The organism is Streptomyces sp. NPDC090798 (genome assembly GCF_044768965.1).
GTDB lineage: Bacteria > Actinomycetota > Actinomycetes > Streptomycetales > Streptomycetaceae > Streptomyces.
Genome location: NZ_JBIVXA010000016.1, coordinates 74706 through 99504, shown reverse-complemented (window position 1 = coordinate 99504; position 24799 = coordinate 74706). Strand labels below are relative to the sequence as shown.

22 protein-coding genes are annotated in these 24799 nt (G+C 72.5%); 19 read left to right on the top strand and 3 right to left on the bottom strand.

Annotation, left to right across the window (positions count from 1 at the left end; genetic code table 11):
- Positions 1–2 precede the first annotated feature (2 nt).
- Positions 3–1202 (bottom strand): hypothetical protein, encoded by a 1200-nt coding sequence (locus tag ACIQTP_RS30745; RefSeq protein ID WP_403405820.1) that lies wholly within the window; start codon positions 1200–1202, stop codon positions 3–5.
- Between the two features lie 106 nt (positions 1203–1308).
- Complete coding sequence (locus ACIQTP_RS30740) at positions 1309–2523, bottom strand: pyridoxal phosphate-dependent aminotransferase (RefSeq protein WP_403405817.1); 1215 nt, start codon at positions 2521–2523, stop codon at positions 1309–1311.
- A gap of 891 nt (positions 2524–3414) precedes the next feature.
- Between ACIQTP_RS30740 and ACIQTP_RS30735 the strand changes: the two genes are divergently transcribed.
- The 10 genes from ACIQTP_RS30735 (at position 3415) to kynU (ending at position 13824) form a co-directional block, all read left to right on the top strand.
- Positions 3415–3936, top strand: a complete 522-nt coding sequence (locus tag ACIQTP_RS30735) for a DUF2617 family protein (RefSeq protein WP_403405814.1) — start codon at positions 3415–3417, stop codon at positions 3934–3936.
- Between the two features lie 131 nt (positions 3937–4067).
- The gene (locus tag ACIQTP_RS30730) at positions 4068–5711 is read left to right on the top strand and encodes a polyamine aminopropyltransferase (RefSeq protein ID WP_403405811.1); all 1644 of its coding nucleotides are present in this window, start codon (positions 4068–4070) and stop codon (positions 5709–5711) included.
- 79 nt (positions 5712–5790) lie between these two features.
- On the top strand, positions 5791–6618 hold the full coding sequence (locus ACIQTP_RS30725) for an SRPBCC family protein (RefSeq protein ID WP_403405809.1): 828 nt from the start codon (positions 5791–5793) through the stop codon (positions 6616–6618).
- Between the two features lie 156 nt (positions 6619–6774).
- Positions 6775–7563 carry an aldose 1-epimerase gene (locus ACIQTP_RS30720; RefSeq protein WP_403405806.1) on the top strand — a complete coding sequence of 263 codons (789 nt, stop codon included), beginning with the start codon at positions 6775–6777 and terminating at the stop codon, positions 7561–7563.
- Positions 7564–7573: 10 nt separating this feature from the next.
- Complete coding sequence (gene pyrE, locus ACIQTP_RS30715; protein WP_403405803.1) at positions 7574–8122, top strand: orotate phosphoribosyltransferase; 549 nt, start codon at positions 7574–7576, stop codon at positions 8120–8122.
- Positions 8123–8306: 184 nt separating this feature from the next.
- The gene (fbaA, locus tag ACIQTP_RS30710; protein WP_403405800.1) at positions 8307–9329 is read left to right on the top strand and encodes a class II fructose-bisphosphate aldolase; all 1023 of its coding nucleotides are present in this window, start codon (positions 8307–8309) and stop codon (positions 9327–9329) included.
- Between the two features lie 121 nt (positions 9330–9450).
- Positions 9451–10962: an MFS transporter gene (locus ACIQTP_RS30705; protein WP_403405797.1), complete on the top strand. Its 1512-nt coding sequence runs from the start codon at positions 9451–9453 to the stop codon at positions 10960–10962.
- Between the two features lie 154 nt (positions 10963–11116).
- Positions 11117–11530 (top strand): DUF3151 domain-containing protein, encoded by a 414-nt coding sequence (locus ACIQTP_RS30700; RefSeq protein ID WP_402039216.1) that lies wholly within the window; start codon positions 11117–11119, stop codon positions 11528–11530.
- Between the two features lie 217 nt (positions 11531–11747).
- The gene (locus ACIQTP_RS30695) at positions 11748–12596 is read left to right on the top strand and encodes a tryptophan 2,3-dioxygenase family protein (protein WP_067374111.1); all 849 of its coding nucleotides are present in this window, start codon (positions 11748–11750) and stop codon (positions 12594–12596) included.
- A complete protein-coding gene (kynU, locus tag ACIQTP_RS30690; protein ID WP_403405793.1) occupies positions 12589–13824 on the top strand; it encodes a kynureninase in 1236 nt (411 codons plus the stop codon). The genes ACIQTP_RS30695 and kynU overlap by 8 nt, the downstream gene beginning before the upstream one ends.
- Before the next feature lie 640 nt (positions 13825–14464).
- On the opposite strand, the gene ACIQTP_RS30685 is transcribed toward kynU, so the two are convergent.
- On the bottom strand, positions 14465–15100 hold the full coding sequence (locus tag ACIQTP_RS30685) for a TetR/AcrR family transcriptional regulator (RefSeq protein WP_403406115.1): 636 nt from the start codon (positions 15098–15100) through the stop codon (positions 14465–14467).
- Between the two features lie 277 nt (positions 15101–15377).
- Here ACIQTP_RS30685 and ACIQTP_RS30680 point away from each other — a divergent pair, with 277 nt between their 5' ends.
- The 9 genes from ACIQTP_RS30680 (at position 15378) to ACIQTP_RS30640 (ending at position 24537) form a co-directional block, all read left to right on the top strand.
- Complete coding sequence (locus ACIQTP_RS30680; RefSeq protein WP_403405790.1) at positions 15378–16256, top strand: alpha/beta hydrolase; 879 nt, start codon at positions 15378–15380, stop codon at positions 16254–16256.
- Positions 16257–16395: 139 nt separating this feature from the next.
- Positions 16396–17505, top strand: a complete 1110-nt coding sequence (locus ACIQTP_RS30675; protein ID WP_403405787.1) for an alpha/beta hydrolase — start codon at positions 16396–16398, stop codon at positions 17503–17505.
- Between the two features lie 91 nt (positions 17506–17596).
- Entirely contained in the window at positions 17597–18811 is a 1215-nt protein-coding gene (locus ACIQTP_RS30670) for an acyltransferase (RefSeq protein ID WP_403405784.1), read from the top strand.
- Between the two features lie 10 nt (positions 18812–18821).
- On the top strand, positions 18822–20234 hold the full coding sequence (locus tag ACIQTP_RS30665) for a sensor histidine kinase (RefSeq protein ID WP_403405781.1): 1413 nt from the start codon (positions 18822–18824) through the stop codon (positions 20232–20234).
- Positions 20231–20905 (top strand): response regulator transcription factor, encoded by a 675-nt coding sequence (locus ACIQTP_RS30660; protein WP_067374104.1) that lies wholly within the window; start codon positions 20231–20233, stop codon positions 20903–20905. The genes ACIQTP_RS30665 and ACIQTP_RS30660 overlap by 4 nt, the downstream gene beginning before the upstream one ends.
- Positions 20906–21098: 193 nt before the next feature.
- The gene (locus ACIQTP_RS30655) at positions 21099–22448 is read left to right on the top strand and encodes a sensor histidine kinase (protein ID WP_403405777.1); all 1350 of its coding nucleotides are present in this window, start codon (positions 21099–21101) and stop codon (positions 22446–22448) included.
- Positions 22445–23119, top strand: coding sequence for a response regulator transcription factor (locus ACIQTP_RS30650; RefSeq protein WP_054231357.1), 675 nt, complete (start codon positions 22445–22447; stop codon positions 23117–23119). The genes ACIQTP_RS30655 and ACIQTP_RS30650 overlap by 4 nt, the downstream gene beginning before the upstream one ends.
- A complete protein-coding gene (locus ACIQTP_RS30645) occupies positions 23116–23280 on the top strand; it encodes a hypothetical protein (RefSeq protein WP_403405773.1) in 165 nt (54 codons plus the stop codon). The genes ACIQTP_RS30650 and ACIQTP_RS30645 overlap by 4 nt, the downstream gene beginning before the upstream one ends.
- Positions 23281–23289: 9 nt before the next feature.
- Entirely contained in the window at positions 23290–24537 is a 1248-nt protein-coding gene (locus ACIQTP_RS30640; RefSeq protein WP_403405770.1) for a cytochrome P450, read from the top strand.
- The last annotated feature ends 262 nt before the right edge of the window (positions 24538–24799 follow it).

Genomic DNA, 24799 nt, shown 5'->3' with positions numbered 1-24799 from the left:
ATTTACAGCGGCGTGTGCGCGATGACGACCAGATACGCGCCGTAGGCGAACGAGAGCCCGGCCAGGGCGCCGACCACCAGGACGGCGTGCCAGGGCCGGGCTCTTGCCGTGCGGACCAGCGCCCGGGCGAGCGGCAGCAGCAGCGGGAACGCGGGCAGCAGGAAGCGCGGCTTGCACTCGAAGAACCCGGAGCCGCCGAGCGCGATCAGCAGCAGTACCCCGCTGTGCACGAGCAGGGGCAGCGGGGCACGGTCCGCGATCAGCAGCCCGTACAGCAGCACGGCCGCCGCCACGACCACCATCGTCATGGGGAACACGAAACGGTCCCCGTGCGTCAGCAGATGCCGGACGAAGCGCAGCGAACCGGCGCCGAGGTCGAAGCGCGAGCCCCACAGCCGCTGCACCTCGAAATAGCCGCCGAACGGATCGCCCTTGCGCCGGCCCACCCACAGCACATAGCCGCCCCAGCCGACCGGCGCGAGCGCGGCGCCCGTCCACAGCCTGTGGGAAACCCGTCCGCGCCGCCGCCAGACCTCGCACACCGCCGCGGCCAGCACCGCCGCGGCCACCGCGAGCCCGTTCGGCCGCGACATGCCCGCGAGCGCGGCCAGTGCGCCCGCCCACAGCCAGCGCCCGGTGAGCACCGCGTACAGCGACCAGGCGGCGAAGGCGGTGAGGACGGGCTCGGTGTATGCCAGCGAGAGCACGATCGAGTGCGGGAGCAGGCCCCACAGCAGGACCAGCATGGTGGCGACGGCGCGGCCGTGCAGCCGGGCCCCGATCGCGTAGATCCCGCAGGCGGCGACCGCGGCGGCGGTCCAGGCGACCAGCAGCCCCGCCGCGCCGCCGCTCAGCGCGGTCAGCGTGGTGACGGCGCGGATCAGCCCCGGATACAGCGGGAAGAAGGCCAGGTCGCTGTGGACGACGGTGGGCCTGAAGTACTGAGTGCGTCCATAGCCGTGCGCCGCGATCCCCAGGTACCAGAGAGAGTCCCAGGACCGCCCGAGCAGGGCGAGGGGGCGCTTGCCGCCCGCCCAGGCGGTTCCGGCGAGCACGAGAACGCCGACGAGCCGCGCCGTCGCGAACAGCGCCAGCGCGTGCGCGACAGGGGGCAGGCGGTGCGCGGGGCGCGCCGGGCGGCCGTGCCCCGCGTCACCGGGCTTCGGGGCGGCGGGGGCCGGAAGGGTACTGGCGTGGGTCACACCCGAACTGTGCGTCCCTTACGGGCCATGTGCGAGCTTTACACGCCTGGGTGGGTACGGTTTCCCCCACTTCGGCGCGCCGTCCCCACCGTCCCGGGCCCCCGTGCTACCAGGCCGCCTTGAGCCGCTTAGCCGCCTCCTCCAGCACCTCGGTCCGCTTGCAGAACGCGAACCGCACGAAGGGCGCGCCCGCCTCCCGGTGGTCGTAGAAGACCGCGTTCGGGATGGCGACGACCCCGGCGCGCTCCGGGAGCGCGCGGCAGAAGGCGAAGCCGTCGGACTCGCCGAGCGGCCGGATGTCGGTGGTGATGAAGTACGTGCCCGCCGGCTGGAAGACCTTGAACCCCGCCTCCGTGAGCCCGGCCGCCAGCACGTCCCGCTTGGCCAGCATGTCCGCGCGGAACGCCTCGAAGTACGTGTCCGGCAGCGCCAGCGCCTCGGCCACGGCGTACTGGAACGGCCCCGACGCCACGTACGTCAGGAACTGCTTGGCCGACCGTACGGCGGTGACGAGGTCCGGCGTGCCCGTCACCCAGCCCACCTTCCACCCCGTGAAGGAGAAGGTCTTCCCCGCGCTGCCGATGGTGACCGTCCGCTCCCGCATCCCCGGGAAGGAGGCCAGCGGCAGATGCTCGGCCTCGTCGAACACCAGGTGCTCGTACACCTCGTCCGTGATGACGAGGAGATCCCGCTCGACGGCGAGCTTCGCGATCTCCCCGAGCTCCTCGCGGGTCAGGACGGTGCCGGTCGGGTTGTGCGGGGTGTTGACGAGCAGCAGCCGGGTGTTGTCGGTGACCGCGTCGCGCAGCTCGCCGAGGTCGAGCCGGAAGCGCCGGTGGGTGACTCCGTCGCGGGTCTCCTCGTGCGGGCGCAGGGTGACCGGGATCCTGGTCCCGCCCGCCATCGCGATGCTGGCCGCGTACGAGTCGTAGTACGGCTCCAGGGCGATGACCTCGTCACCGGGCTCGACCAGCGCGAGCAGCGACGCCGCGATGGCCTCCGTGGCACCGGCCGTGACGAGCACCTCGCGGTCCGGGTCGTACGCCAGTCCGTACCGGTGCTTCTGGTGCGCGGCGATCGCCGTACGCAGCTCGGGCACGCCGGGGCCCGGCGGGTACTGGTTGCCGCGTCCGTCGCGCAGCGCCCGCACGGCCGCCTCCCTGATCTCCTCGGGCCCGTCCGTGTCGGGGAAGCCCTGGCCCAGGTTGATCGACCCGGTACTCAGGGCCAGGGCCGACATCTCGGCGAAGATCGTTGTGCCGAACTCGGCGAGTCGGCAGTTGAGGAGGGGGCGGCGGCCGTTGGAGGTCATGCCGGTCATCCTGCGCCGAAGCTCTGGACTTCCTCAACTCTGCTTTGGCTGGTGAGACGCGAGGGCATCCCCCTGGCACGCAAGAAGCGAGGCGCCCACGGGGGGTCGCTTCGGGGGAACGAAAGGAGGGTGACGCCATGTTCATCGGCTTCATCCTGGCGGTCGTCTGCATCCTGTTCGTCGTGTCGTTGCGTGCCGCCGCCCGCAGCCGGAAGAAGGTCGGGCTCTCGAAGAGCTCGTCGGGTTCGGCGCGGGGCCGCCGCTCGCGGGGCGGGTCCTCGGACAGCTCCGGCAGCTGGTGGGCCGGCGGGGCCGGGGGAGCCGTGTCGTCCTGCGGCAGCGGTTCGTCCGGAGGTCACCACGGGGGTCACCACGGGGGTCACTCGTGCGGCGGGCACTCGTCGTGCGGGGGCGGCTCGTCCTGCGGAGGCGGGTCGTCCTGCGGCGGCGGGGGGTGCGGCGGGGGCAGCTGAGCCTCGCCGGGGGCAAGAACAAGGACAGGGGCAAGGGCAGGGGCGGGAGCAGGGGCGTGGGGCCGGGGGGATTCGGCTGCGGGGCCGGTGGGGGCTGTTCGCGCCCGCGCGGCGGAGCCGCGGATGCCGGCGCCCCGCGCCCCTTACGGGCTGTGCCGGGGCGCTCAATTCCGCGCGCCCCGGCGCACGCCGTGGTTGAACAGTTGAACTGTGGAGCCCTCGGGGGGATGGAAACCCTACGAAGTTGGGTAAAAACGCTGTGACGGCGCCACAGTTCATGATTCCCTCTAAACCACCAAAGCAGCCCTCGGATCGTCCCTTCCCCACAGGGCAGACCGGGCTGACCGGGCCGATCCCCCGGTACTGAGGTACCGACCGGGTGCGCCGGATCCCCACCTCCCTTTTTGCGTGCTAGCGGAGCCGACCCATGCTCACGACCCTGAACACCTCGTACACCGACACGCGCGCGGCCGACCTCGCCTGGGCCCTGGGGCGCGAACCGCTCCCCGCGCTCGCCACCCTCGACCTCGAACTCGAAGGGGCGAGACTGCAGTTGCGACTCCTCGGCGCGTCCCACCAGGTCCTCCTGGAGGAGGAGCGGGGCAGCTGCTCGGAAACCGTCGCGTGCATCGCCGGCAGCAGCACACCGCTTCCGCTCGGGGTGGCCAAGCGCGTCGGCGACTGGGAGTACGAGTTCGCGGCGCGCGTCGAGACGCTCTCCCGAGGGTCCTTCGCGGGGCGGGCGCAGGAGTTACTGGCCCTGGTCTCCGACCACCCCAACGGACTCGCCGGAGTCTTCCCCGGCAGCCCGCACGCCTTCACCGCGCTGCTCGCCCAGCGCCATGAGGGGCAGGTCCACTGGCGTACGTGGCACGCCTACCCGCAGGACGGGCAGCTGGTGGCGACGCGCACGAGGGTGGGGGTACGGGTGACGGCGGGGGTGCTTTGAGGGGGTGGTGCGGGGGTGGCGGGCCGGCTGCCGATGAACTCGTCGTCAGCGCCGGACGCCACACATCGGGACGGCACTTCCACACGTGTGGGTGACGAAGCGTCGTGGTGGCGTGACGTAGCGTTCCACGCGTGATCGAACCGCACGCGCCTGCTCCCCCCGGCGCGCCGCCGCCCTGGGGCGTCCAGGGCCAGGCGCGGCTGCCCGTCCGCCCGGGCACCGGGCGGTTCCTGGTCCTCGCGGGCGTATTCGTCTGCGCTGCCTGTGGACTCGTGTACGAACTCGAACTCGTCGCCCTCGCCTCGTACCTGATCGGCGACTCGGTCACCCAGGCCTCCGTGGTCCTCTCCGTGATGGTCTTCGCCATGGGCATCGGCTCCCTCGCCGCGAAACGCCTGCGCCCCCGCGCCGCGGCCGGCTTCGGCGCGGTCGAGGCGGCGCTCGCCCTGGTCGGCGGCTGCAGCGCGATGGCCCTGTACGCGGTGTTCGCGTGGACCGGCGACTGGGGCGGGGTCTGGACGAGCGGCTCGCGCTACCTCCTGGCGGCCTTCTCCCTCGCCATCGGCCTCCTCATCGGCGCCGAAGTCCCCCTCCTCATGGAGCTGATACAGCGCATCCGCCGCCAGGACCCGGGCGGTGCGGTGGCGGACCTCTTCGCGGCGGACTACGTCGGCGCCCTCGTCGGCGGCCTCGCCTTCCCCTTCCTTCTGCTCCCCCTCCTCGGGCAACTGGAGGGCGCGCTGCTCACCGGAACCGTGAACGCGCTGGCCGGCGGAGCCCTCGTACTGGGCCTGTTCCGCAGGGACTTGAGCCGACGCGGGCGCTGGTTCCTGCTGATCGCCAACGTCCTGGTCCTCGCCCTGCTCGCCGCGGCCGCCGCCCACGTCGACGACTTCGAACGCGCGGCCCGGCGCGCCGTGTACGGCAAGGACGTACGGGTCGCCCTGCAGACCGGCGTCCAGGAGGTCGTGCTCACCGGCGGCACGCACGGCCGCCCGCTCGACCTCTTCCTCGACGGACGCCTGCGGGTCAGCGGCCGCGACGAGCACCGCTACCACGAGGCGCTGGTCCACCCCGCGATGAACGGCCCCCACGCGCGCGTGCTCGTCCTCGGCGGCGGTGACGGACTCGCCACCCGCGAGGTGCTGCGCGACCCGGGTGTGCGCCGCGTCGACGTGGTCGAACTCGACCCGGGCGTGGTGCGGTTGGCACGCACCGACCCGGCCCTGTCGGCGCTCAACGCCCACGCGTTCGGCGACCGGCGCGTGCACGTGTTCACCGCCGACGCCTTCGGCTGGCTGCGCGGAGCCGAGTCGACGTACGACGTGGTCATCTCGGACCTGCCGGACCCCGGGATCACGGCGAGCACCAAGCTGTACTCGCAGGAGTTCTACGGTCTGGCGCGCCGCGTCCTCGCCCCCGGTGGCCGCCTGGCCGTCCACGCGGGACCCGTCTCCTCCCGACCCCGCGTCTTCTGGACGGTCGAGTCCACACTCCGGGCGGCCGGCCTGCGCACCACCCCCTACTGTGTCGGCGGCCGGGACTCCAGTTTCGCGGCCGGCCCCGACCGCACGGCGGGCGCGTCGCGCGCCCCCCGCGACTGGGGCTTCATCCTGGCCTCCGTCACGGGCGCGCCCCTGCGCCTCGACCCGCACGGCCCGCGCCTTCGTACGCTCACACAGCCGTCCCTCACCGCCGACGCGCACGCCGCGTGGCGTACCCGCGTCCCCGGCCTGGCGCCCTCCACACTGGTCCATCCGCGCTACGCCGACTGAGACCCGACCGAGACGGCGGACGGGCGAATCCCCGGATACGAGGGTGCGGTGCGGGCCGTCCTGGGTAGGCTCGGCCGACATGGAGCATGAGGTGTTCGTTCCGGTTCAGGCCGAGCGGCTGAGGGAGGCGCTGGCCGATCCCGTACGGGTGGCCCGGGCGGTCCCCGGACTCCAGCAGGACGCCGGGACGCCGCCCGTCTCCGGGCGCCTGAAAGTCCGCGTCGGCGGCCACACCATCACCTACCGGGGGGCGGTCCGGGTCACCGCCCGGGACGACGGTTCGTACACCGTCGAGGGCGACGCCAGCGAGGCGCGCGGGCCCGGCACCGTGAAACTCGCCCTCACTCTCACCCTCTCCCCCTCCGACGGCGGCACGACCGTCACCATCACCGGAACCACCACGGCGGACGGGCGCGTGGCGGATCTCCCCCCGGACGCGGTGTCCGCGACCACGGGCCGCCTGCTGAACCGGTTCGTCGAGAACCTGGCGGAGGTGCCGGAGACGCCACCGAGCGTGGCCGAACGCGAGCCGAAGCCGGAGCCCGAGCCGGAGGTTGAGCGGGAGCCGGAGGCCGAGCCGGAAGCGGAGATCGAGCCGGCCCCGGAGGCCGAGCCATCCGCCCTCTTCGAGGAGGAGGAACCGGCCCCGCCCGAGGAACCGGCCCCGCCCACCCCGAGCCGTGTGAACAGGGAGGATGCCGTGGCCGAGGCGGCGCACGCGCGACGGACGATGATCGGCCGCAGCGCGGAGGAGGTGGACCACGCCCCGCCGCGTGGCCGCTACGCCCCCGTCCCGGCGCCGGAGGCCGCCGCCGCCCGCGCCACGCTCCGCTGGGCGGCCCCCGCCGCGGCCGTCGCCCTGGCCTCGGCCATCGCCGTCACCCGAGCCCTGCGCAAACGCCGCTGACCACACCACCCCCGTGCCCGCGCCTGCCCAGGGGCGCGGGGGACCGCGCGATCAGCACCCAACCGCCCGCAGCCGACGAACCGCCCCGGGGTTCGGGACGGGACGGGCAGGGGCGGCGGGGGCGAACAGAGAATCCGGCCCAGTAGGGTCAACTCCGTGAGTAACGAAGACATCACGCTGACCGCGGGCGACGCGGAAGTGACCGTCACACCGGGCAACGGCGGACGGATCGGCAGTCTACGAATCGGCGACACCGAACTACTGCGACAGGGCCAGAAGTTCGGCTGCTTCCCGATGGTCCCGTGGTGCGGAAGAATCCGCGACGGCCGCTTCCTGGACGGCGCCACGGTCCAGCAGATGCCGCTCAACGCCCCACCGCACGCCATCCACGGCACCGCCCGGGACGGTGCCTGGCGCACCGCCCGCACCAGCAAGTCCGAGGCGGTGATCACGTACGACCTCGTGGCCCCCTGGCCCCACCCCGGCCGCGTCACCCAGCTCTTCACCCTGACCGAGGACGCCTTCACGGTCACGATGTCCGTGGAGACGTACGAGGACTCGTTCCCCGCCCAGGTCGGCTGGCACCCGTGGTTCAACAGGAACCTGGGCCAGGACGACGTCCAGGTCGACTTCACCCCGGCCTGGCAGGAGGAACGCGGCGAGGACCACCTGCCCACCGGCCACCGCATCGAGCCGAAGCCCAGCCCCTGGGACGACTGCTTCGGCATGCCCGACGGCGTCGACGTCACGCTCACCTGGCCGGGACAGCTGGAGCTGAAGGTCGCCAGCCGGGAGGAGTGGGTGGTGGTGTACGACGAGCAGGAAGCCGCCGTGTGCGTCGAGCCGCAGACCGGCCCGCCCAACGGGCTGAACACCCACCCGCGCCTGGTCACCCCCATCGACCCCCTGGAGGCGACCATGACCTGGAGCTGGCGGCGCCTCTAAGCTGGCGGACATGAGTGACGTACGCGGCGCGCTGCTGCAGCAGATCAAGGACAAGGCCGTGGTGCACGGCAAGGTGACCCTCTCGTCGGGCAAGGAAGCCGACTACTACATCGACCTTCGCCGGATCACGCTCGACGGTGTGGCCGCGCCGTTGGTCGGTCAGGTCATGCTCGACCTGACCGACGAACTCGACTACGAGGCCGTCGGCGGTCTGACCCTCGGCGCGGACCCGGTCGCGACCTCGATGCTGCACGCCTCCGCCGCGCGCGGGAAGACGCTGGACGCCTTTGTGGTGCGCAAGGCCGGCAAGGCCCACGGCCTCCAGCGTCGCATCGAGGGTGCCGAGGTCAAGGGGCGCCGTGTCCTGGCGGTCGAGGACACCTCCACCACCGGTGGCTCGGTGCTGACCGCGGTGGAGGCGCTGCGCGAAGCCGGTGCCGAGGTCGTCGCCGTGGCCACGATCGTGGACCGGGACACCGGTGCCGCCGAGGCCGTCGCCGAGAAGGCCGCAGTGCCGTACCTCTTCGCCTACTCGAAGACGGATCTCGGCCTGGACTAGACCCCGGCACGGGACCCCGCGGAACTCGGGGTCCCGTATCCCGGACAGGGTGTCTGGAGCATCCGGTCAAGTCTGGAAAGATGGGGACGACGATGACGTCGCCCCCCTAGGTCAGGGCCGTAAGCACCAGTCCCGTCGTGCCGCAGCAGCGGTACGCAGACCCGCACATACAAGGAGCGGACAGATGCCCATCGCAACTCCCGAGGTCTACAACGAGATGCTCGACCGGGCGAAGGCAGGCAAGTTCGCCTACCCGGCCATCAACGTGACCTCCTCCCAGACCCTGCACGCTGCGCTGCGCGGCTTCGCGGAGGCGGAGAGCGACGGCATCATCCAGATGTCCACCGGTGGTGCGGAGTTCCTCGGCGGCCAGTACAAGAAGGACATGGTGACCGGCGCCGTCGCGCTCGCCGAGTTCGCGCACATCGTCGCCGCCAAGTACGACATCACCGTCGCGCTGCACACGGACCACTGCCCCAAGGACAAGCTGGACACGTACGTACGCCCGCTGCTCGACATCTCCGCCGAGCGCGTCGCCAAGGGCGACAACCCGCTGTTCCAGTCGCACATGTGGGACGGCTCCGCCGAGACCCTCGCCGACAACCTGGCCATCGCCCAGGAGCTGCTCGCCAAGGCCGCCGCCGCGAAGATCATCCTCGAGGTCGAGATCACCCCGACCGGCGGTGAGGAGGACGGCGTCAGCCACGAGATCAACGACTCCCTCTACACCACCGTCGACGACGCGCTGCGCACCGCCGAGGCCCTCGGCCTGGGCGAGAAGGGCCGCTACCTGCTGGCCGCGTCCTTCGGCAACGTGCACGGCGTCTACAAGCCGGGCAACGTCGTGCTGCGCCCCGACCTCCTGAAGGAGCTGAACGACGGCGTCGCCGCCAAGTACGGCAAGCCGTCCCCGTTCGACTTCGTCTTCCACGGCGGCTCCGGCTCCACGGCCGAGGAGATCGCCACCGCGCTGGAGAACGGCGTCGTGAAGATGAACCTCGACACCGACACCCAGTACGCCTTCACGCGCCCCGTCGCGGACCACATGTTCAAGAACTACGACGGTGTCCTGAAGGTCGACGGCGAGGTCGGCTCCAAGAAGACCTACGACCCGCGCACCTGGGGCAAGCTCGCCGAGGCGGGCATGGCCGGGCGTGTCACCGAGGCGTGCGAGATGCTGCGCTCCGCGGGCAACAAGCTCAAGTAGTCACCGGGTTCCTCGGTTACCCGGGTTTCCCAGGTCGGTACCCGGGTTCGCCCGGTCCGGACCGTACGAGAAAGGGCTCGGCACCACCCACGGTGCCGGGCCCTTCCGTATGCTCCGAAGTATGGCTGCGCCTCTGCAGAAGACATCGGGCGAGGGAGCGGGGCCGGGTCCCCAGGTGCGGATCTCCAGCCCCACCGGCAAGTGGATCCTGCTGACCACCGTCCTCGGCTCCAGCATGGCGATGCTGGACTCGACGGTCGTCAACGTCGCGCTGCCCACGATCGGGCGTGACCTGGGCACGGGCCTCGCGGCACTCCAGTGGACCGTGAACGCGTACATGCTGACCCTCGCGGGCCTGATCCTGCTCGGCGGCTCACTCGGCGACCGCTTCGGACGGCGCAAGATCTTCGTCCTCGGTGTGGTGTGGTTCGCCTCCGCCTCGCTGCTGTGCGGCCTCGCACCGACCGGGGGCGTACTGATCGCGGCCCGCGCCCTGCAGGGCATCGGCGGAGCCCTGCTCACCCCCGGTTCGCTCGCGATCATCCAGGCGTCCTTCCACCCGGACGACCGGGCCAGGGCCGTCGGCCTGTGGTCGGGCTTCGGCGGCGTCGGCGCGGCGGTCGGACCGTTCCTGGGCGGCTGGCTGGTGGACGGCCCCGGCTGGCGCTGGGTCTTCCTGCTCAACGTTCCGGTGGCGCTGATCTGCGCCCCCATCGCCGTGCGCCACGTCCCCGAGTCGTCCGACGGCCGTGCGCACGGCCGGGGCTTCGACGTCCTCGGCGCCGTCCTCGGCGCCCTGGCGCTCGCCCTGGTGACGTACGCCCTGATCGAGGCCACGAGCGGTGCCGTACTGGTCTGGGTGTCGGCGGCCGCGGGCGTGGCGGCCGGCGTGGCCTTCGTGTACGTCGAGCGGCGCCGCCCCGACCCGATGATGCCGCCGGACATCTTCTCGTCGCGGCAGTTCACGGCCGTCAACCTCGTCACGCTGTGCGTGTACGCGGCCTTCGGCGGCTTCTTCTTCCTGACCGCGCTCCAGCTCCAGGTCGTGGCGGGCTACTCGGCCCTGGGCGCCGGTACGGCACTGCTGCCGACGACCGTCCTGATGTTGCTCTTCTCCGCCCGCTCCGGCGAGCTCGCCCAGCACATCGGCCCGCGCATCCCGCTCACCGTCGGCCCGCTGCTGTGCGCGACGGGCATGCTGCTCATGCTGAGGGTGGGCCCGCACGCCTCGTACCTCGGCGATGTGCTTCCCGCGCTGGTGGTGATGGGCGCGGGCATGGTGACCCTGGTCGCGCCCCTGACCGCGACCGTCCTCGCCTCCGTGGACGCCGGGCGGGCGGGCCTGGCCAGCGGGATCAACAACGCGGCCGCCCGGGCGGCCGGGCTGATCGCCGTGGCCGCGCTGCCGCTGCTGACCGGGATGGGCCCGGAGGCCTACCGGTCGGCGGACGCCTTCAACGCCGCCTTCCGGCGTGCGATGCCACTGTGCGCGGGGGTGCTGGTCGTCGGGGCGGTGCTGGCCTTCACGACCGTACGCCGCCCGGCCCCCGACTGCCGACGCCCCCAGTGCCGCACGCATGGCTGTGTGACGACCCCACCACTGGAGCCTTCGCGCCCGCGACCGCCCCAGTGAGACCCGTGCCCGCCCTGGGGGGACTGGAAGGGGGGGCCCCGGGTCCGCCGGCCCCGGGTCCGCCGGCCCCGGGTCCGCCGGCCCCGGGGCGGCTGCTCGGGCGCCGGGTACCCCGTACGGCACAACCCCCGGAGGGTGCCGCAGACTGGAACGTATGACCATTCACGAGAACCTTCTCGGGGGCCCGCCCCCGACTCACCTCCCCGACGACCCGGGGCCGCGCGAGCTCCTCGCGAACGGCACGGCGCCCGCGGATGTCGCCGCCAAGTACCCCACCTCCTCGCTCGCCTGGGCCCAGCTGGCCGACGACGCGTTCGAGCGAGGCAGTGTCGTCGAGTCGTACGCCTACGCCCGTACGGGCTACCACCGAGGCCTGGACTCCCTGCGCCGCAACGGCTGGAAGGGCCACGGCCCGGTGCCCTGGGAGCACGAGCCGAACCGCGGCTTCCTGCGCGCCCTGCACGCCCTCGCCCGCGCCGCGCAGGCGATCGGCGAGCAGGAGGAGTACGAGCGCTGCAGCCAGTTCCTGAAGGACTCCTCGCCGACGGCGGCGCAGACGCTGGGCTGAGTCCTCCCCTGGGGGCGGCCGAGCCCTCCCAGGGTGTACCTGTCGTGCAGCCCGCCGGGTGTGCTCGCGGGTCGTACGGGTCCGCCTGGTCGATGTGACCGGGCGGACCTTGCGGTTTCGGGTGACGATTGTGGAGGATGCCCGGTGGGGACCGGGGCCCCCGTGTCGATAACGGCAGGGGCGGACCGCTACCCGGAGTACGCATCAGGAGACAGCGATGTCGTCCCAGCAGGCTCAGCCCGTCGAGGCTCAGGAGCCCGAGACCCCGCATCTCGACTTCCAGGGAACGACCCCGTACGAGGACTATGTCCAGGCGGACGTTCTGACCCACCTCCAGCACACCCTCTCCGACGACCCCGGAGAGATGGTCTTCCTGGTCACCACCCAGGTCATGGAGCTGTGGTTCACGGTCATCGTCCACGAGTGGGAGACCGCGGCGAACGCGCTGCGCGAGGACCGGGTGCCGGTCGCGGTGGCCGCGCTGAAGCGGTCCGTACGGGAGCTGGAGGCGCTGAACGCCTCCTGGCGGCCCCTCGCCCAGCTCACCCCCGCCCAGTTCAACTCCTACCGCTCGGCCCTCGGCGAGGGCTCCGGCTTCCAGTCCGCGATGTACCGCCGGATGGAGTTCCTGCTCGGCGAGAAGTCCGCGTCCATGCTGGTCCCGCACCGGGGCGCGCCGCGCGTGCACGCGGAACTGGAGAAGGCGCTGCACGAACCGAGCCTCTACGACGAGGTCCTGAGGCTGCTCGCGCGACGCGGCCACGCGGTCCCGAAGTCCGTACTGGTTCGGGACGTGTCCCGGCGCTACGAGTCCTCGCCGGAGGTGGAGGCGGTGTGGACGGCCCTGTACGCGGGCGACGAGCATGACGAACTCGCCCGACTCGGTGAGGCGTTGACGGACGTCGCCGAACTGGTGTGGCGATGGCGCAACGACCATCTCGTCGCGACGCGCCGTGCGATGGGCGCGAAGACGGGCACGGGCGGCTCCGCCGGGGTGGCCTGGCTGGAGAAGCGGGCGCAGAAGAACGTGTTCCCCGAGCTGTGGACGGCGAGGTCTCATGTCTGAGCGGTCTGAACTGGGTGTCTCCGAGCGGCCCGACCTGGGTGTCAGGGCCGCTGAACTGGACACCTCCGACGAACTCGCCAAACTGCGTGCGCAGTTCGTCCTGGACGACGTGGTGTACCTGGACGGGAACTCGCTCGGCGCGCTCCCGGCGTCGGTCCCCGGCCGGGTCGACGACGTCGTACGCCGCCAGTGGGGCGAACTGCGCATCCGCTCCTGGGAGGAGAGCGGCTGGTGGACGGCGCCGGAACGGATCGGCGACCGCATCGCGCCGCTGGTCGGGGCGGCCCCCGGCCAGATCGTGGTGGGCGACTCCACGAGCGTGAACGTCTTCAAGGCCCTGGTCGGAGCGGTCCGCCTGGCCGCCCTGTCCTCCGAGGGGCGTGACGAGATCGTCGTCGACGCGACGACGTTCCCGACGGACGGCTACATCGCGGCGTCCGCGGCCCGCCTGACAGGCTGCGAACTGCGCCCCCTGGAGCCGACGGAGGTCCCGTCCGCACTGGGCCCCCGCACGGCGGCGGTGCTGCTGAACCACGTCGACTACCGCACCGGCCGTCTGCACGACCTCCCGGCCCTCACGTCCGCGATCCACGACGCGGGTGCCCTGGCGGTCTGGGACCTGTGCCACAGCGCCGGGGCCCTGCCGGTGGACCTCGACACCCACGGGGTCGACCTGGCCGTCGGCTGCACGTACAAGTACCTGAACGGAGGCCCGGGCTCTCCCGCGTACCTCTACGTCCGTTCCTCCCTCCAGTCCCGCTTCGACTCCCCGCTCCCCGGCTGGAACTCCCACGCCGACCCCTTCGGCATGAGCCCCGCCTACGAACCGGCCCCGGGCGCCCTGCGGGGCCGCGTCGGCACCCCGGACATCCTCTCCATGCTGGCCCTGGAGGCCGCGCTGGAGGTGTGGGAGGGCGTCTCGATCGACTCCGTCCGCACCAAGTCCCTCGCCCTGAGCGACTTCTTCCTGGAATGCGTCGAGGCGTACGTCCCCCGGGGTCGCGTCGAGTCCCTGACGCCCTCCGCCCACGCCGAACGCGGCAGCCAGGTCGCCCTGCGCTGCGCGGACGCGGGCGAGGTGATGAAGCGCCTGATCGAACGGGGCGTCGTAGGCGACTTCCGCCACCCCGACGTCCTCCGCTTCGGCTTCACCCCCCTGTACGTGGGCTTCGGGGACGTGGAACGGGCGGCGCGAGTGCTGGGAGAGACGGTGCGCCAGGGGGCGTAGCCGGTGTTCTGTTCACCTGCGGGTGGGCGGGGGCCCTGGGCCCGGGGCTGCGCCCGGCCGCGGTAGTTCTGCTGCGGGCCGGTGGGGGCCGATCGCGCAGTTCCCCGCGCCCCCAAAACCCTCGGATCCCCCGGTGTCCGAGGCCATACCCCCCACCGGCCCGCCCTGCGGAGGTCCAGCGAGCGGTAGCCCCCGGTGGAGCGCAGGGGCGTGGCCCCGTGGGTGTCCGGGGGTGCGGCCCCGCACGGGTCCGAGGTGCAGCCTTGTGGGGGTCAAGGGGGCGGTAGCCCCGGTGGGGTGCAGGGGCGCGGTAGCCCGCGGTGGGGTGCAGGGGCGGAGCCCCGTGGGGGGTTCGGGGGTGGAGCCCCGTGGGGGGTGCAGGGGGGCGGTAGCCCGCGGTGGGGTGCAGGGGCGGAGCTCCGTGGGGGGTTCGGGGGTGGAGCCCCGTGGGGGGTGCAGGGGGGCGGTAGCCCGCGGTGGGGTGCAGGGGGGCGGTAGCCCGCGGTGGGGTGCAGGGGCGGAGCCCCGTGGGGGGTTCGGGGGCGGTAGCGCCCGGCGGGGTTGAAGGGGCGGAGCCCCTGGGGATGGGACGGGTAGGGGCGGCGGGGGCGATCAACCCCCGGCCGACCCCCACGCCGGTTCACTCTCCAACGACGTACACCCCCGCCACCGCCGCAGCAAACGCCCCCTCCGCAGCCCGCACGGCAGCCCCCTCGTCCGGCACCACCCCAACAGTCAGCAACGAGTAATAGAGCGGCGCCGACACCGCCCGTACGACCATCGCCGCGTCGGTCCCCACAGGCAGCTCCCCCCGAGCCACCCCCTCCTCGACACACGGCACCCACTCACGCACCCGCACGTCATAGAACCGCCGCAACGCCTCCGCCGTACGCACATCGCACGTCGCCGCGGCGATCACGGCCCGAAACAACGCCCCCTGCCGAGGATCGGCCAACGTCCTCCGCACCAACGCGGCGTTGGCCCGCAGATCACCCCGTACGGACCCGGTCTCCGTACGCGGCGACGACTGCTCCGCCATGTCACCCAGCAGATCGGCGACGAGCCCCGTCACCGACCCCCACCGCCGGTACACCGTCGTCTTCCCGACCTCCGCCCGCCGCGCCACATCGGCGAGATCGAGATGCGCGAACCCCTCCTCGGCGAGTACATCCCCCGCGGCACGCAACACGGCCGCACGAACCCGGGCAGTACGCCCACCAGGACGTACGGTGCCGGGTACACCAGGAGGTACGGTGCCGGGTTCACCAGGACCCACGAGGCCAGGCTCGCCAGGACCCACGAGGCCAGGCTCGCCACGACCCACGAGGCCGCGCTCGCCACGACCCACGGTGCCGGACTCGGCGGACATGACGGACTCCTTAGCAATGCCGTTCGCTGACCCCACCCAGCGTAACGAAACACCAGATCCGTTTACCCCTCACCGAGCGTGACATCCGGGTGTAGACCCACGTCACCGGCCTGATACCGTCCCCGCCAACGGCCGAATTCACTCCTGGTCCGCCAAATCCGTTTCACCGCTGAGAGGTTGGAGCATGCCGGACGACGCCGCAGCACGGGACGCCGCCGAGGAGGCCTCGGCCTTCTCCCACCCGCCGGTCGACCCCGACGTCACCGCCACGTACGGCGACCATCCCGACCAGGTGATCGATTTCTACACCCCGCGCGAGCCGGACCCCGAGGTCCCCGCCCCGCTGGTGATCGTCCTGCACGGCGGCGCCTGGCGCGCCCCGTACGACCGTCGCCACATCACCCCGTTCGCGGACTTCCTGGCCCGCCGGGGCTTCGCCGTGGCCAACGTGGAGTACCGCCGGGGCGCGACGATCCCCGCGCAGGGCGGCGAGGGCCCGGTCGCGGGCCGCTGGCCGGACACCTTCGACGACATCGCGGCCGCACTCGACGCGCTGCCGGCGCTCGCCCGCGAGCACCTGCCGAGGGCGGACCTGCGCCGCACGGTGATCACCGGCCACTCGGCCGGCGGCCACCTCGCCCTGTGGGCCGCCGCCCGCCACGTCCTGCCCGCCGACGCCCCCTGGCGCACCGACCGCCCCGCCCCGCTGCGCGGTGTCGTCGCCCTCGCCCCGATCGCGGACTTCGCGCTCGCCGAGAAACTGAACGTCTGCTCCGGAGCCTCCCGCCAACTCCTCGGCGGCGAGGCCAGGTTCGCGGAGCGGCAGCCGTACGCCGACCCGGCGTTCCTGCTCCCCACCGGCATCGCCACGACCCTCGTGCAGGGCCGCACCGACGTCGTCGTCCCGGAGGCGGTCGCCGAGTCGTACGCGGAGGCGGCGGCGAGGGCGGGCGAGGTGGTCGGTCTGACGCTCCTGGAGGATGTCGGCCACTTCCCGCTGATCGACCCGGCGGCGGACGCGTGCGCGGTGGTGGCCGAGGAGATCGCCCAACTGGCTTGGTAGCGCCCCCCGGTCATACCCGTAGTACCTGAGAGCTACCTCCAAGATGAGCTCCCTGGCGGGACGCGAACGACACGTCACGATCCGTAACTTCCCATCCAGAGGCGCCCGATGAGCGGGCGGACCGGACGGGGAGGACGCCATGGAGCTCCGGGGGAAGCCGACCGCGGCGGGAAGGGCGACACAAGCCGCCCCGACGGCACCGCCTCTTGAACCGTCCAGTCCCCCACGGGAGCCCCCGCCCCCCACCTCCCACGGCCGGTTCCTCCGACGCCTGAGCCGCACCCTGCTCGCCGCCCTGGTCACGGCCGCCGTGGTCGTCCCCGTCTCCGCCGCGGCCCGCCCCCGGATCCCGGCCCCGGCCCCCGCCGCCCTCGCCCCGCCGACGACAGCGACGCTGGACAAGGCGTACACGGCGAACCGGGCGAACGCCGCGGAGGCGTCCCGCATGGCCGCCGCCCACGGCGACCGCACCCGCGCCGCAGCGGACCGCGCCATGGCCGCCCCTTCCCGCCACTTCCTCACCTTCGACGGCCGCGGCCAGGGCCTGGCCGTCGAGGTCCTCGGCGGCCTCGCCCACGCCGACCGCGTCGCGGTCCTGGTCCCGGGTTCCGACACGACCTTGGAGACCTACGGCCGCTTTCGAGCAGGAGCGGCAGCCCTCCAAGACCGCCTCAACAGCCTCGACCATCGCCACGGAACCCACAGAACCCACGGACCCACCTCACGTCCGCATACGGCGGTCATCACCTGGCTCGGCTACGAGACACCGGGCACGGTCAGTACCACGGTCCTGACGACCGGCCGCGCTGAGAACGCGGCCCCGCGACTGAAGGGGTTCATACGCGAACTGCGGGGCGTCGTCGGCGAGAAGGCGCACGTCTCCCTGCTGTGCCATTCGTACGGCACGGTCGTCTGCGGCCGCGCGGCACGCGGGCTGGACGTGGACGACCTCGCCCTCATCGGCAGCCCGGGCACCGGCGCGGACTCCGCGGCGGCACTGCGCGCCTCCGCCCGGATCTGGGCGGCCCGAGGCGCCGACGACTGGATCGTGAACGTGCCGCATGTCCACGCCGACCTCTTCGGCACCACCGTCGGCTTCGGCGCCGACCCGGTGTCCCCGGCCTTCGGCGCCCACGTCTTCGCGGCGGGCACCGGCGGCCACAGCGACTACTTCAAACCGGGCTCCGTGTCCTTGGACAACCTCGCCCGGATCGTCCTCGGAGACACCTCGGAGGTAACCCGTGCGTGAGTCGACGGTTCATGAAGAGGCAGCCACCCGCCGAACGACCCCACAGACCCCACAGACCCCACCGAAGCGACGGACACCCCCCTCCACCCCCATGCGCACGGTCGCCCTGCGCACCGCCACCCACGCCATAGGAGACGGCGCCCGCCGTATCGACGCCGCCACCCCCGCGGAGCGGGACCGTGCCGTCGATGCCCTGCGCGCCTTCGCCATCCTCGGCGTGGTCCTGGGCCACTGGCTGGTGACGGCCCTGGTCGCGGACGGCGGCGCGCTGCACACGGCGAGCCCGTTGCAGCACATGCCGTGGCTGGCCCCCATCTCCTGGGTCTTCCAGACGCTCGCGGTGTTCTTCCTGGTGGGCGGCCATGTGGCGACGAAGAGCTATGCCTCGGCGCGGGCGCGCGGCACGACGTACGGACAGTGGCTGCACGCCCGCCTCAGGCGACTCTTCAAACCCGTGGCCGCGGTACTGACCCTGTGGACGGTGGCCACCGTGGGCCTGCTCGCGTCGGGCACGGGAGTCGGCACAGTCCACACCCTCGTCAAACTCGCCCTGTCCCCGCTGTGGTTCCTCCTGGTCTTCGCGGGACTGACGGCCGCGACACCCCTGCTCACCCGGCTCAACCCACTGTGGCCGCTGGCCGTCGTTCTCCACGTGGACCTGATGCGCTTCGGACTGGGCGGCCCGTCCTGGCTCGGCTGGGTGAACGTGGCGGCGGGCTGGATGGTCCCGTACACGCTGGGCGCGGCCTGGACACGCGGCGAGCTGGACCGGCGGCGTGCGGGCTGGGTGCTGCTCCTGTGCGGCGCGGCGGCGACCGCGGCGCTGGTGACGTGGGCCGACTACCCGGCGTCGATGGTCGGCGTCCCGGGCGCGGCGGTCTCGAACCTGAACCCGCCGACGCTGGCCGCGGTCACCTTCGGCCTGGCCCAGTGCGGCCTCGCTCTTCTGCTGCGCGAGCCGTTGCGCCGGTGGTTGCGGCGGCCTCTGGCATGGGCCGCGGTGGCCCTGGTCAATCTGTCAGCGATGACGATATTCCTCTGGCACCAGACGTCCATGATGGCGGTCACCGCCGTGGGCCTGCCGGCGGGAAGCCTGCCCGGTCTGCACATGGTTCCCGACGGTTTGGGCTGGGTGGCTGCCCGCCTCGCCTGGCTTCCGGTCTTCGCCTTCGCGCTCGGCGTCTGCTGGGTCGCCTTTCGCTCCTACGAGCAGGGTCCGCGCCGCCGGTCCGGCCGTCCCTCCCGGGTCGTCCGCGTCCACCGTCGCGGTGGTCCGGCGGGGTCGCGAACGGCCCGCCGTGCCTAGGGTTGCTCACGTGACCAGCGCCGAGCCGAGGCCTCCGAGCAGCGAGCCGATCCGCGCCCTCCTGCGCGAGGTCCTCACCGACCTCGCGTCACCGTCGGCGGCCCCGCTGCCCCCGCTGTCCCGGCCCCGCCTGCTGCGCCGGCTGCCGCACGTGGTGCTGTACCTGATCGCGCTCGGGCTCGCACTCGCGGGCGTGGCCGAGCTCAACGACACCTATCAACTCGGGTTCCCGCTGAGTGAGGTGACCGGGGCCGCGCAGGGCGTGGCGCTCGCCCTCGCTCTGTGGCGGCCCGTGCCGGCGTGGTGGCTGTCGCTGGGCGCCACGCTCCTGGCCGCCGCCGGAGCCAGGTCGCACATGATGGCGGACATACCGGCGTCGCGCCCCGACTGGCCGTGGAGTTCGCCCGCGCTGGTCGCGCAGGCCTTGGTGCTCTTCCTGCTGGCGCTGCGGCTGCCCGCACGGGTGGCCATCGGCGCGCTGTCCGTGACCGCCCTGCTGACGTACGTCATGCAGGGACTGGTCGGCGGACAGCTGTACCACTCGACGGGGTTCCTGGCGGTCGTCGTCTTCGCCGCGGCGGTCCTCCTCGGCATCGCTCTGCGCGGCCGCCGCGAGGCCCGCACCCAGCTGGTCGAACAGGCCTCGCAGACCGAGGAGGAGCGCGCCCGCCGCACCCTCCTCGAGGAGCGCAGCCGGATCGCGCGCGAGCTGCACGACGTGGTCGCCCACCACATGTCGGTGATCTCCATCCAGGCCCAGGTCGCCCCGCACCTGGTCGAGAACCCCTCCGACGAACTGAAGGAGAACCTCGAGGGCATCCGGCAGAACGCCCTGGAGGCGCTCACCGAACTGCGCCGCGTCCTCGGCGTGCTGCGCTCCGAGAACCCCGAGGACCCGTACGGCCTCGGGGCCGGCACCGGTGCCGCCCCCAACTCACCGCAGCCCACGCTCGACCGCCTCGACGCCCTCGTCGAGAACACCCGCGCCGCCGGTCTCCAGGTCACCACGGAGATCACCGGCGAGCAGCTCCCACTGCCGCCCGGCGTGGAGCTGTCGGCGTACCGGATCGTCCAGGAGGCACTGAGCAACGCCCTGCGGCACGCGCCCGGTTCGGTGGTCCGCGTCGAGCTGTGGCACTTCCCGCGCGGGCTTCAGGTGCGGGTGATCAATTCCAGACCCGAGCGTCCCGCCCCGCCGTCCCCGGGCGCGGGGCACGGGCTGCTCGGTATGCGGGAACGCGCGGCGATGCTGGGCGGCACCCTGGTGACCTCCGAGACCGCGCACGGCGGTTTCGTGGTGGCGGCCTTCCTGCCCCGCGACGGCGCGGTCACGGGCGACGTCCCCTCCACCGACCTTTCCCCTCCCCCTTCCCCCGACGCCGATCGCCCCGGCCCAGGCCGCACAGGAGACGAGAGCCGATGACGAGCAGCACCATCCGCGTACTGATCGCCGATGACCAGCAGATGGTCCGCCAGGGCTTCACCGTGCTGCTCAACACCCAGCCCGACATCGAGGTGGTCGGCCAGGCGGTCGACGGCCTGGACGCGATCGCCAAGGTCGCCGAACTCGCCCCGGACGTCGTGCTGATGGACATCCGTATGCCCGAACTCGGCGGCATCGACGCGACCAGACGCATCACCGGCGAGACCCCGCACATCAAGGTGCTGGTGCTCACCACCTTCGACCTCGACGAGTACGTGTACGAGGCGCTGCGGGCCGGCGCCTCCGGGTTCCTGCTCAAGGACGCGTCCGCCGACCAGCTCGCCGAGGCGGTACGGGTGGTGGCGGCGGGCGACGCGCTGCTCGCCCCCGGGATCACCCGCCGTCTCATCGCCGAGTTCTCCCGCCTGGACTCCACACCCCGCGCCCCGCTCAAGCAGCGCGTGGGCGAGTTGACCGAGCGGGAGACGGAGGTGCTGTCCCTCATCGCGCAGGGCCTGTCGAACGCGGAGATCGCCGAGCGCCTGGTCGTCGCCGAGCAGACCGTGAAGACCCATGTGGGCCGCATCCTGGTGAAGCTGGGCCTGCGCGACCGCACCCAGGCCGCGGTCTTCGCCTACGAGTCGGGCCTGGTGCGCCCGTCCGGCTACTGAGCCGCAGACTTCCGCGCCTCCCGTGGCCCCTGTCTCCGGAGCCCTTGTGTGTCCCTACTCTCCAACTCCATACCCTCTACCTCCGTCCCCCTGGTCCCTCCCCGGGGGATACCCGTAGTACCTGAGACGGATCCCGCAGGACCCTTCTCACTGGTGACGACCGCGACCCGGCAGGCGGCCTACCGTTTTGAACGTGACCGAGACGACCCAGACGCAGATGAAGCCGCCGGGCGGGGCCAAGCCCCGCAGCCCGGAGTTCCGGCTGGCCGCGGACGCCCTGCGCGGGCTGCGGCAGGACCTGTTCCACGACGCCTTCGCCTACCGCCCGCTGCCGCGGATGCGGGTGGACGGCCCGCTCGCCCGACGCCTCCCCGAGCGCGTCAGGGAGTACGCGGCCTGGACTCCGCACGCTGTGATCGCGGCGTGCGGACTGCTCGCGATGGCCGTCGCGAGCACCGCGAACGATGGCGGCCCCGGCATCGGAAGGCTGGTGCCCAGCTTCCTCGCGCTGCTCCCGGTCCTGCTGACGCTCGTCCGGCCGGTCGGAGCCTTCTGGGTCTCCATGGCGGCGACACCGTTCGCGGCCGTGTTCAGCGGCAGCTGGGGCGACTGGCCCTGGCCGCCGGGTGCCTTCATCACCCACCTGGTGGTGCTGACGATCGTGGCGCTGCGGACCAGGCCGCGCACCGCCGCCTGGATGTGGGTGCTGACCGCGTGGTACGGATTCATGTCCGAGTCCCTCTTCGGCGTCGGTCACATCGGGAGCAACACGGCGCCGCTGCTGTTCCTCTCCGCCCTGGTCCTTCTGGTGGTCACCGTCCTGCACGTACGCCGCGCGGCCGAGCAGGAGGTGACCGCCCACCAGTCGGAGACGGCGCAGGAGCGCTCCAGGCGCACCCTCCTGGAGGAGCGCACCACGATCGCCCGCGAGCTGCACGACGTGGTCGCCCACCACATGTCGGTGGTCGCCATCCAGGCGGAGGCCGCCCCCTACCGGGTGGAGAACCCACCGCCCGAGCTGGAGCAGGCATTCGTCACGATCCGGGAGAACGCGGTGGCGGCGCTCACCGAGCTGCGCCGTGTCCTCGGTGTCGTACGGGCCGCGGACTATGAGGCTCCGGACGCCCCGCAGCCCACCCTCGCCGACATAGGCGCCCTCCTCGCCAATGTGCGGGAGGCGGGCCTGGGTGTGGAGAAGACGGTCACGGGCGCGGTGCGCGAACTCCCGCAGGGCGTGGAGCTGTCGGCGTACCGCATCGTCCAGGAGGCGCTGAGCAACACCCTGCGGCACGCACCGGGCGCGACGGCCCGCGTCGAGATCGGCTACGTTCTCGGCGGGCTCGGCCTGCGCATAGTCAACGGCCCCGCGCGGACCACGACCCTGGTGAAGTCCACCCACGGCGCGGGGCACGGCATCACCGGGATGCGCGAGCGGGTCACGATGCTGGACGGCGAGATGACGACGGGCGAGACGGACGACGGAGGATACGAGGTGACGGTCTTCCTGCCGGTGCCGCTGCGGGCGGCGGAGGAATCAGGATGACGAACGGCACCATCCGCGTCCTGATAGCCGACGACCAGGTGATGGTCCGCGAGGGCTTCTCGGTGCTGCTCGGCGCGATGCCGGACATCGAGGTGGTCGGCGAGGCGGTCAACGGCCGGGACGCGGTCGAGCGGGTCCGTGAGCTGGGTCCGGACGTCGTGCTGATGGACATCCGCATGCCGGAGATGAACGGCATCGAGGCGACCCGGGAGATCGTCGCCGCGGACAGCGCCGCGAAGGTGCTGGTGCTGACCACCTTCGACCTCGACGAGTACGTGTACCAGGCGCTGCGCGCGGGAGCCTCCGGCTTTCTGCTCAAGGACGCCTCGGCGCGTCAACTCGCCGACGGGGTGCGGGTGGTGGCGGCCGGGGAGGCGTTGCTCGCCCCGTCCGTGACCAAGCGGCTGATCACCGAGTTCTCCAAGCTCTCGGACGCCCCGCGGCTCTCGGCCACGGCGCAGGCGGCCTACGGCGAGCTGACCGAGCGGGAGACGGAGGTGCTGGTCCTGATCGCCCAGGGCCTGTCGAACGCGGAGATCGCCTCGCGGCTGTTCGTCGCCGAGTCCACGATCAAGACCCATGTGAGCCGGATCCTGGTGAAGCTGGGCCTGCGGGACCGCACACAGGCGGCGGTGTTCGCGTACGAGGCGCGGCTGATCACACCCAGGTGACCCAGGTGACCCAGGTGGCCGAGGTCACCGAGGTCACCGGTGACCCGGGTGGCTCGTTGACCGGGGGAGTGCGGCGGCCGGGCCGACGGCGGGGTACGGGGGTCCTCGCCGTCGGCCCGGCCGCCGAGACACCCCTGTTCAGCGCGGCCGAGTCGGGCTAGCGTCCGCCCATGGCAGCCTCGCACACCTCGCACACCTCGCAGTCTCCGCAGACACCGTCGGCCTTCGATCCCTGGAACCCGGAGTTCGTGGCGGACCCGTACCCCGCGTACGCGGAGCTGCGCGAGCGCGGCCGGGTGCACTACTACGAGCCCACCGACCAGTGGCTGGTCCCGCACCACGCGGACGTGTCGGCGCTGCTGCGGGAGCGGCGCCTGGGCCGGACCTACCAGCACCGCTACACGCACGAGGACTTCGGGCGGACGGCACCTCCGCCCGAGCACGAGCCGTTCCACGTCCTCAACGACCACGGCATGCTGGACCTGGAGCCGCCGGACCACACGCGGATCCGACGGCTGGTCTCCAAGGCGTTCACGCCGCGCACGGTCGAGCGGCTCAGGCCGTATGTGGACCGGCTGGCGAACGAGCTGGTCGCCGGCCTGGTGGCGGCCGGCGGCGGTGATCTGCTCACCGATGTCGCCGAGCCGCTCCCGGTGGCCGTGATCGCCGAGATGCTGGGCATCCCGGAGTCGGACCGGGCGCCGCTCAGGCCGTGGTCGGCGGACATCTGCGGGATGTACGAGCTGAACCCTTCCGAGGAGACGGCGGCGAAGGCGGTCCGGGCGTCGGTGGAGTTCACCGAGTACCTCCGGGAGCTGATCGCGGCGCGCCGCGAGGAGCCGGGCGACGACCTGATCTCGGGCCTCATCGCCGCGCACGACGAGGGCGACCGCCTCACCGAGCAGGAGATGATCTCCACCTGTGTCCTGCTGCTGAACGCGGGGCACGAGGCGACGGTGAACGCCACGGTGAACGGGTGGTGGACGCTGTTCCGCAACCCCGACCAGTTGGCGGCCCTGCGCGGCGACCGTTCGCTGATCCCCACGGCGGTGGAGGAGCTGATGCGTTACGACACCCCGCTCCAGCTCTTCGAACGGTGGGTTCTGGACGACATCGAGATCGACGGCACGACCGTTCCCCGGGGCGCGGAGATCGCCCTGCTCTTCGGCTCCGCCAACCACGACCCGGAGGTCTTCGCGTCCCCGGAGAGTCTGGATCTCTCCCGCACCGACAACCCCCACATCTCCTTCAGCGCCGGCATCCACTACTGCATCGGCGCCCCGCTGGCCCGCCTCGAACTGGCGGCGTCCTTGGGCGCTTTGTTGGAGAAGGCGCCGACGCTCGCCCTCGCCGCGGAGCCGCGGCGCAAGCCGAACTTCGTGATCCGCGGGCTCGAGGGGCTCAGCGTCGTGCTCTGACCCGTCGGCCCAGGGCCCAGAGTCCCAGTGCGGCGGCCGTCCCGCCGAGGACCGTCAGGGGCAGTTCGGCATAGAGCACGCTCCAGTCGGGCCTTGCTCGAACCGCTGGAACCGGTCGCGGCCGCCCACGGCCCAGACCGCCAGCCCCGCCCCCGCGCCGACGACAGCGATCAGGCATCCGCCCGCGGCCTGCATCCTTTGCCCCATGCCCGTCATGGACGTGGTGCGGGGGCCCGGAGGTCCCGGGTCGCCGCACCAGGCA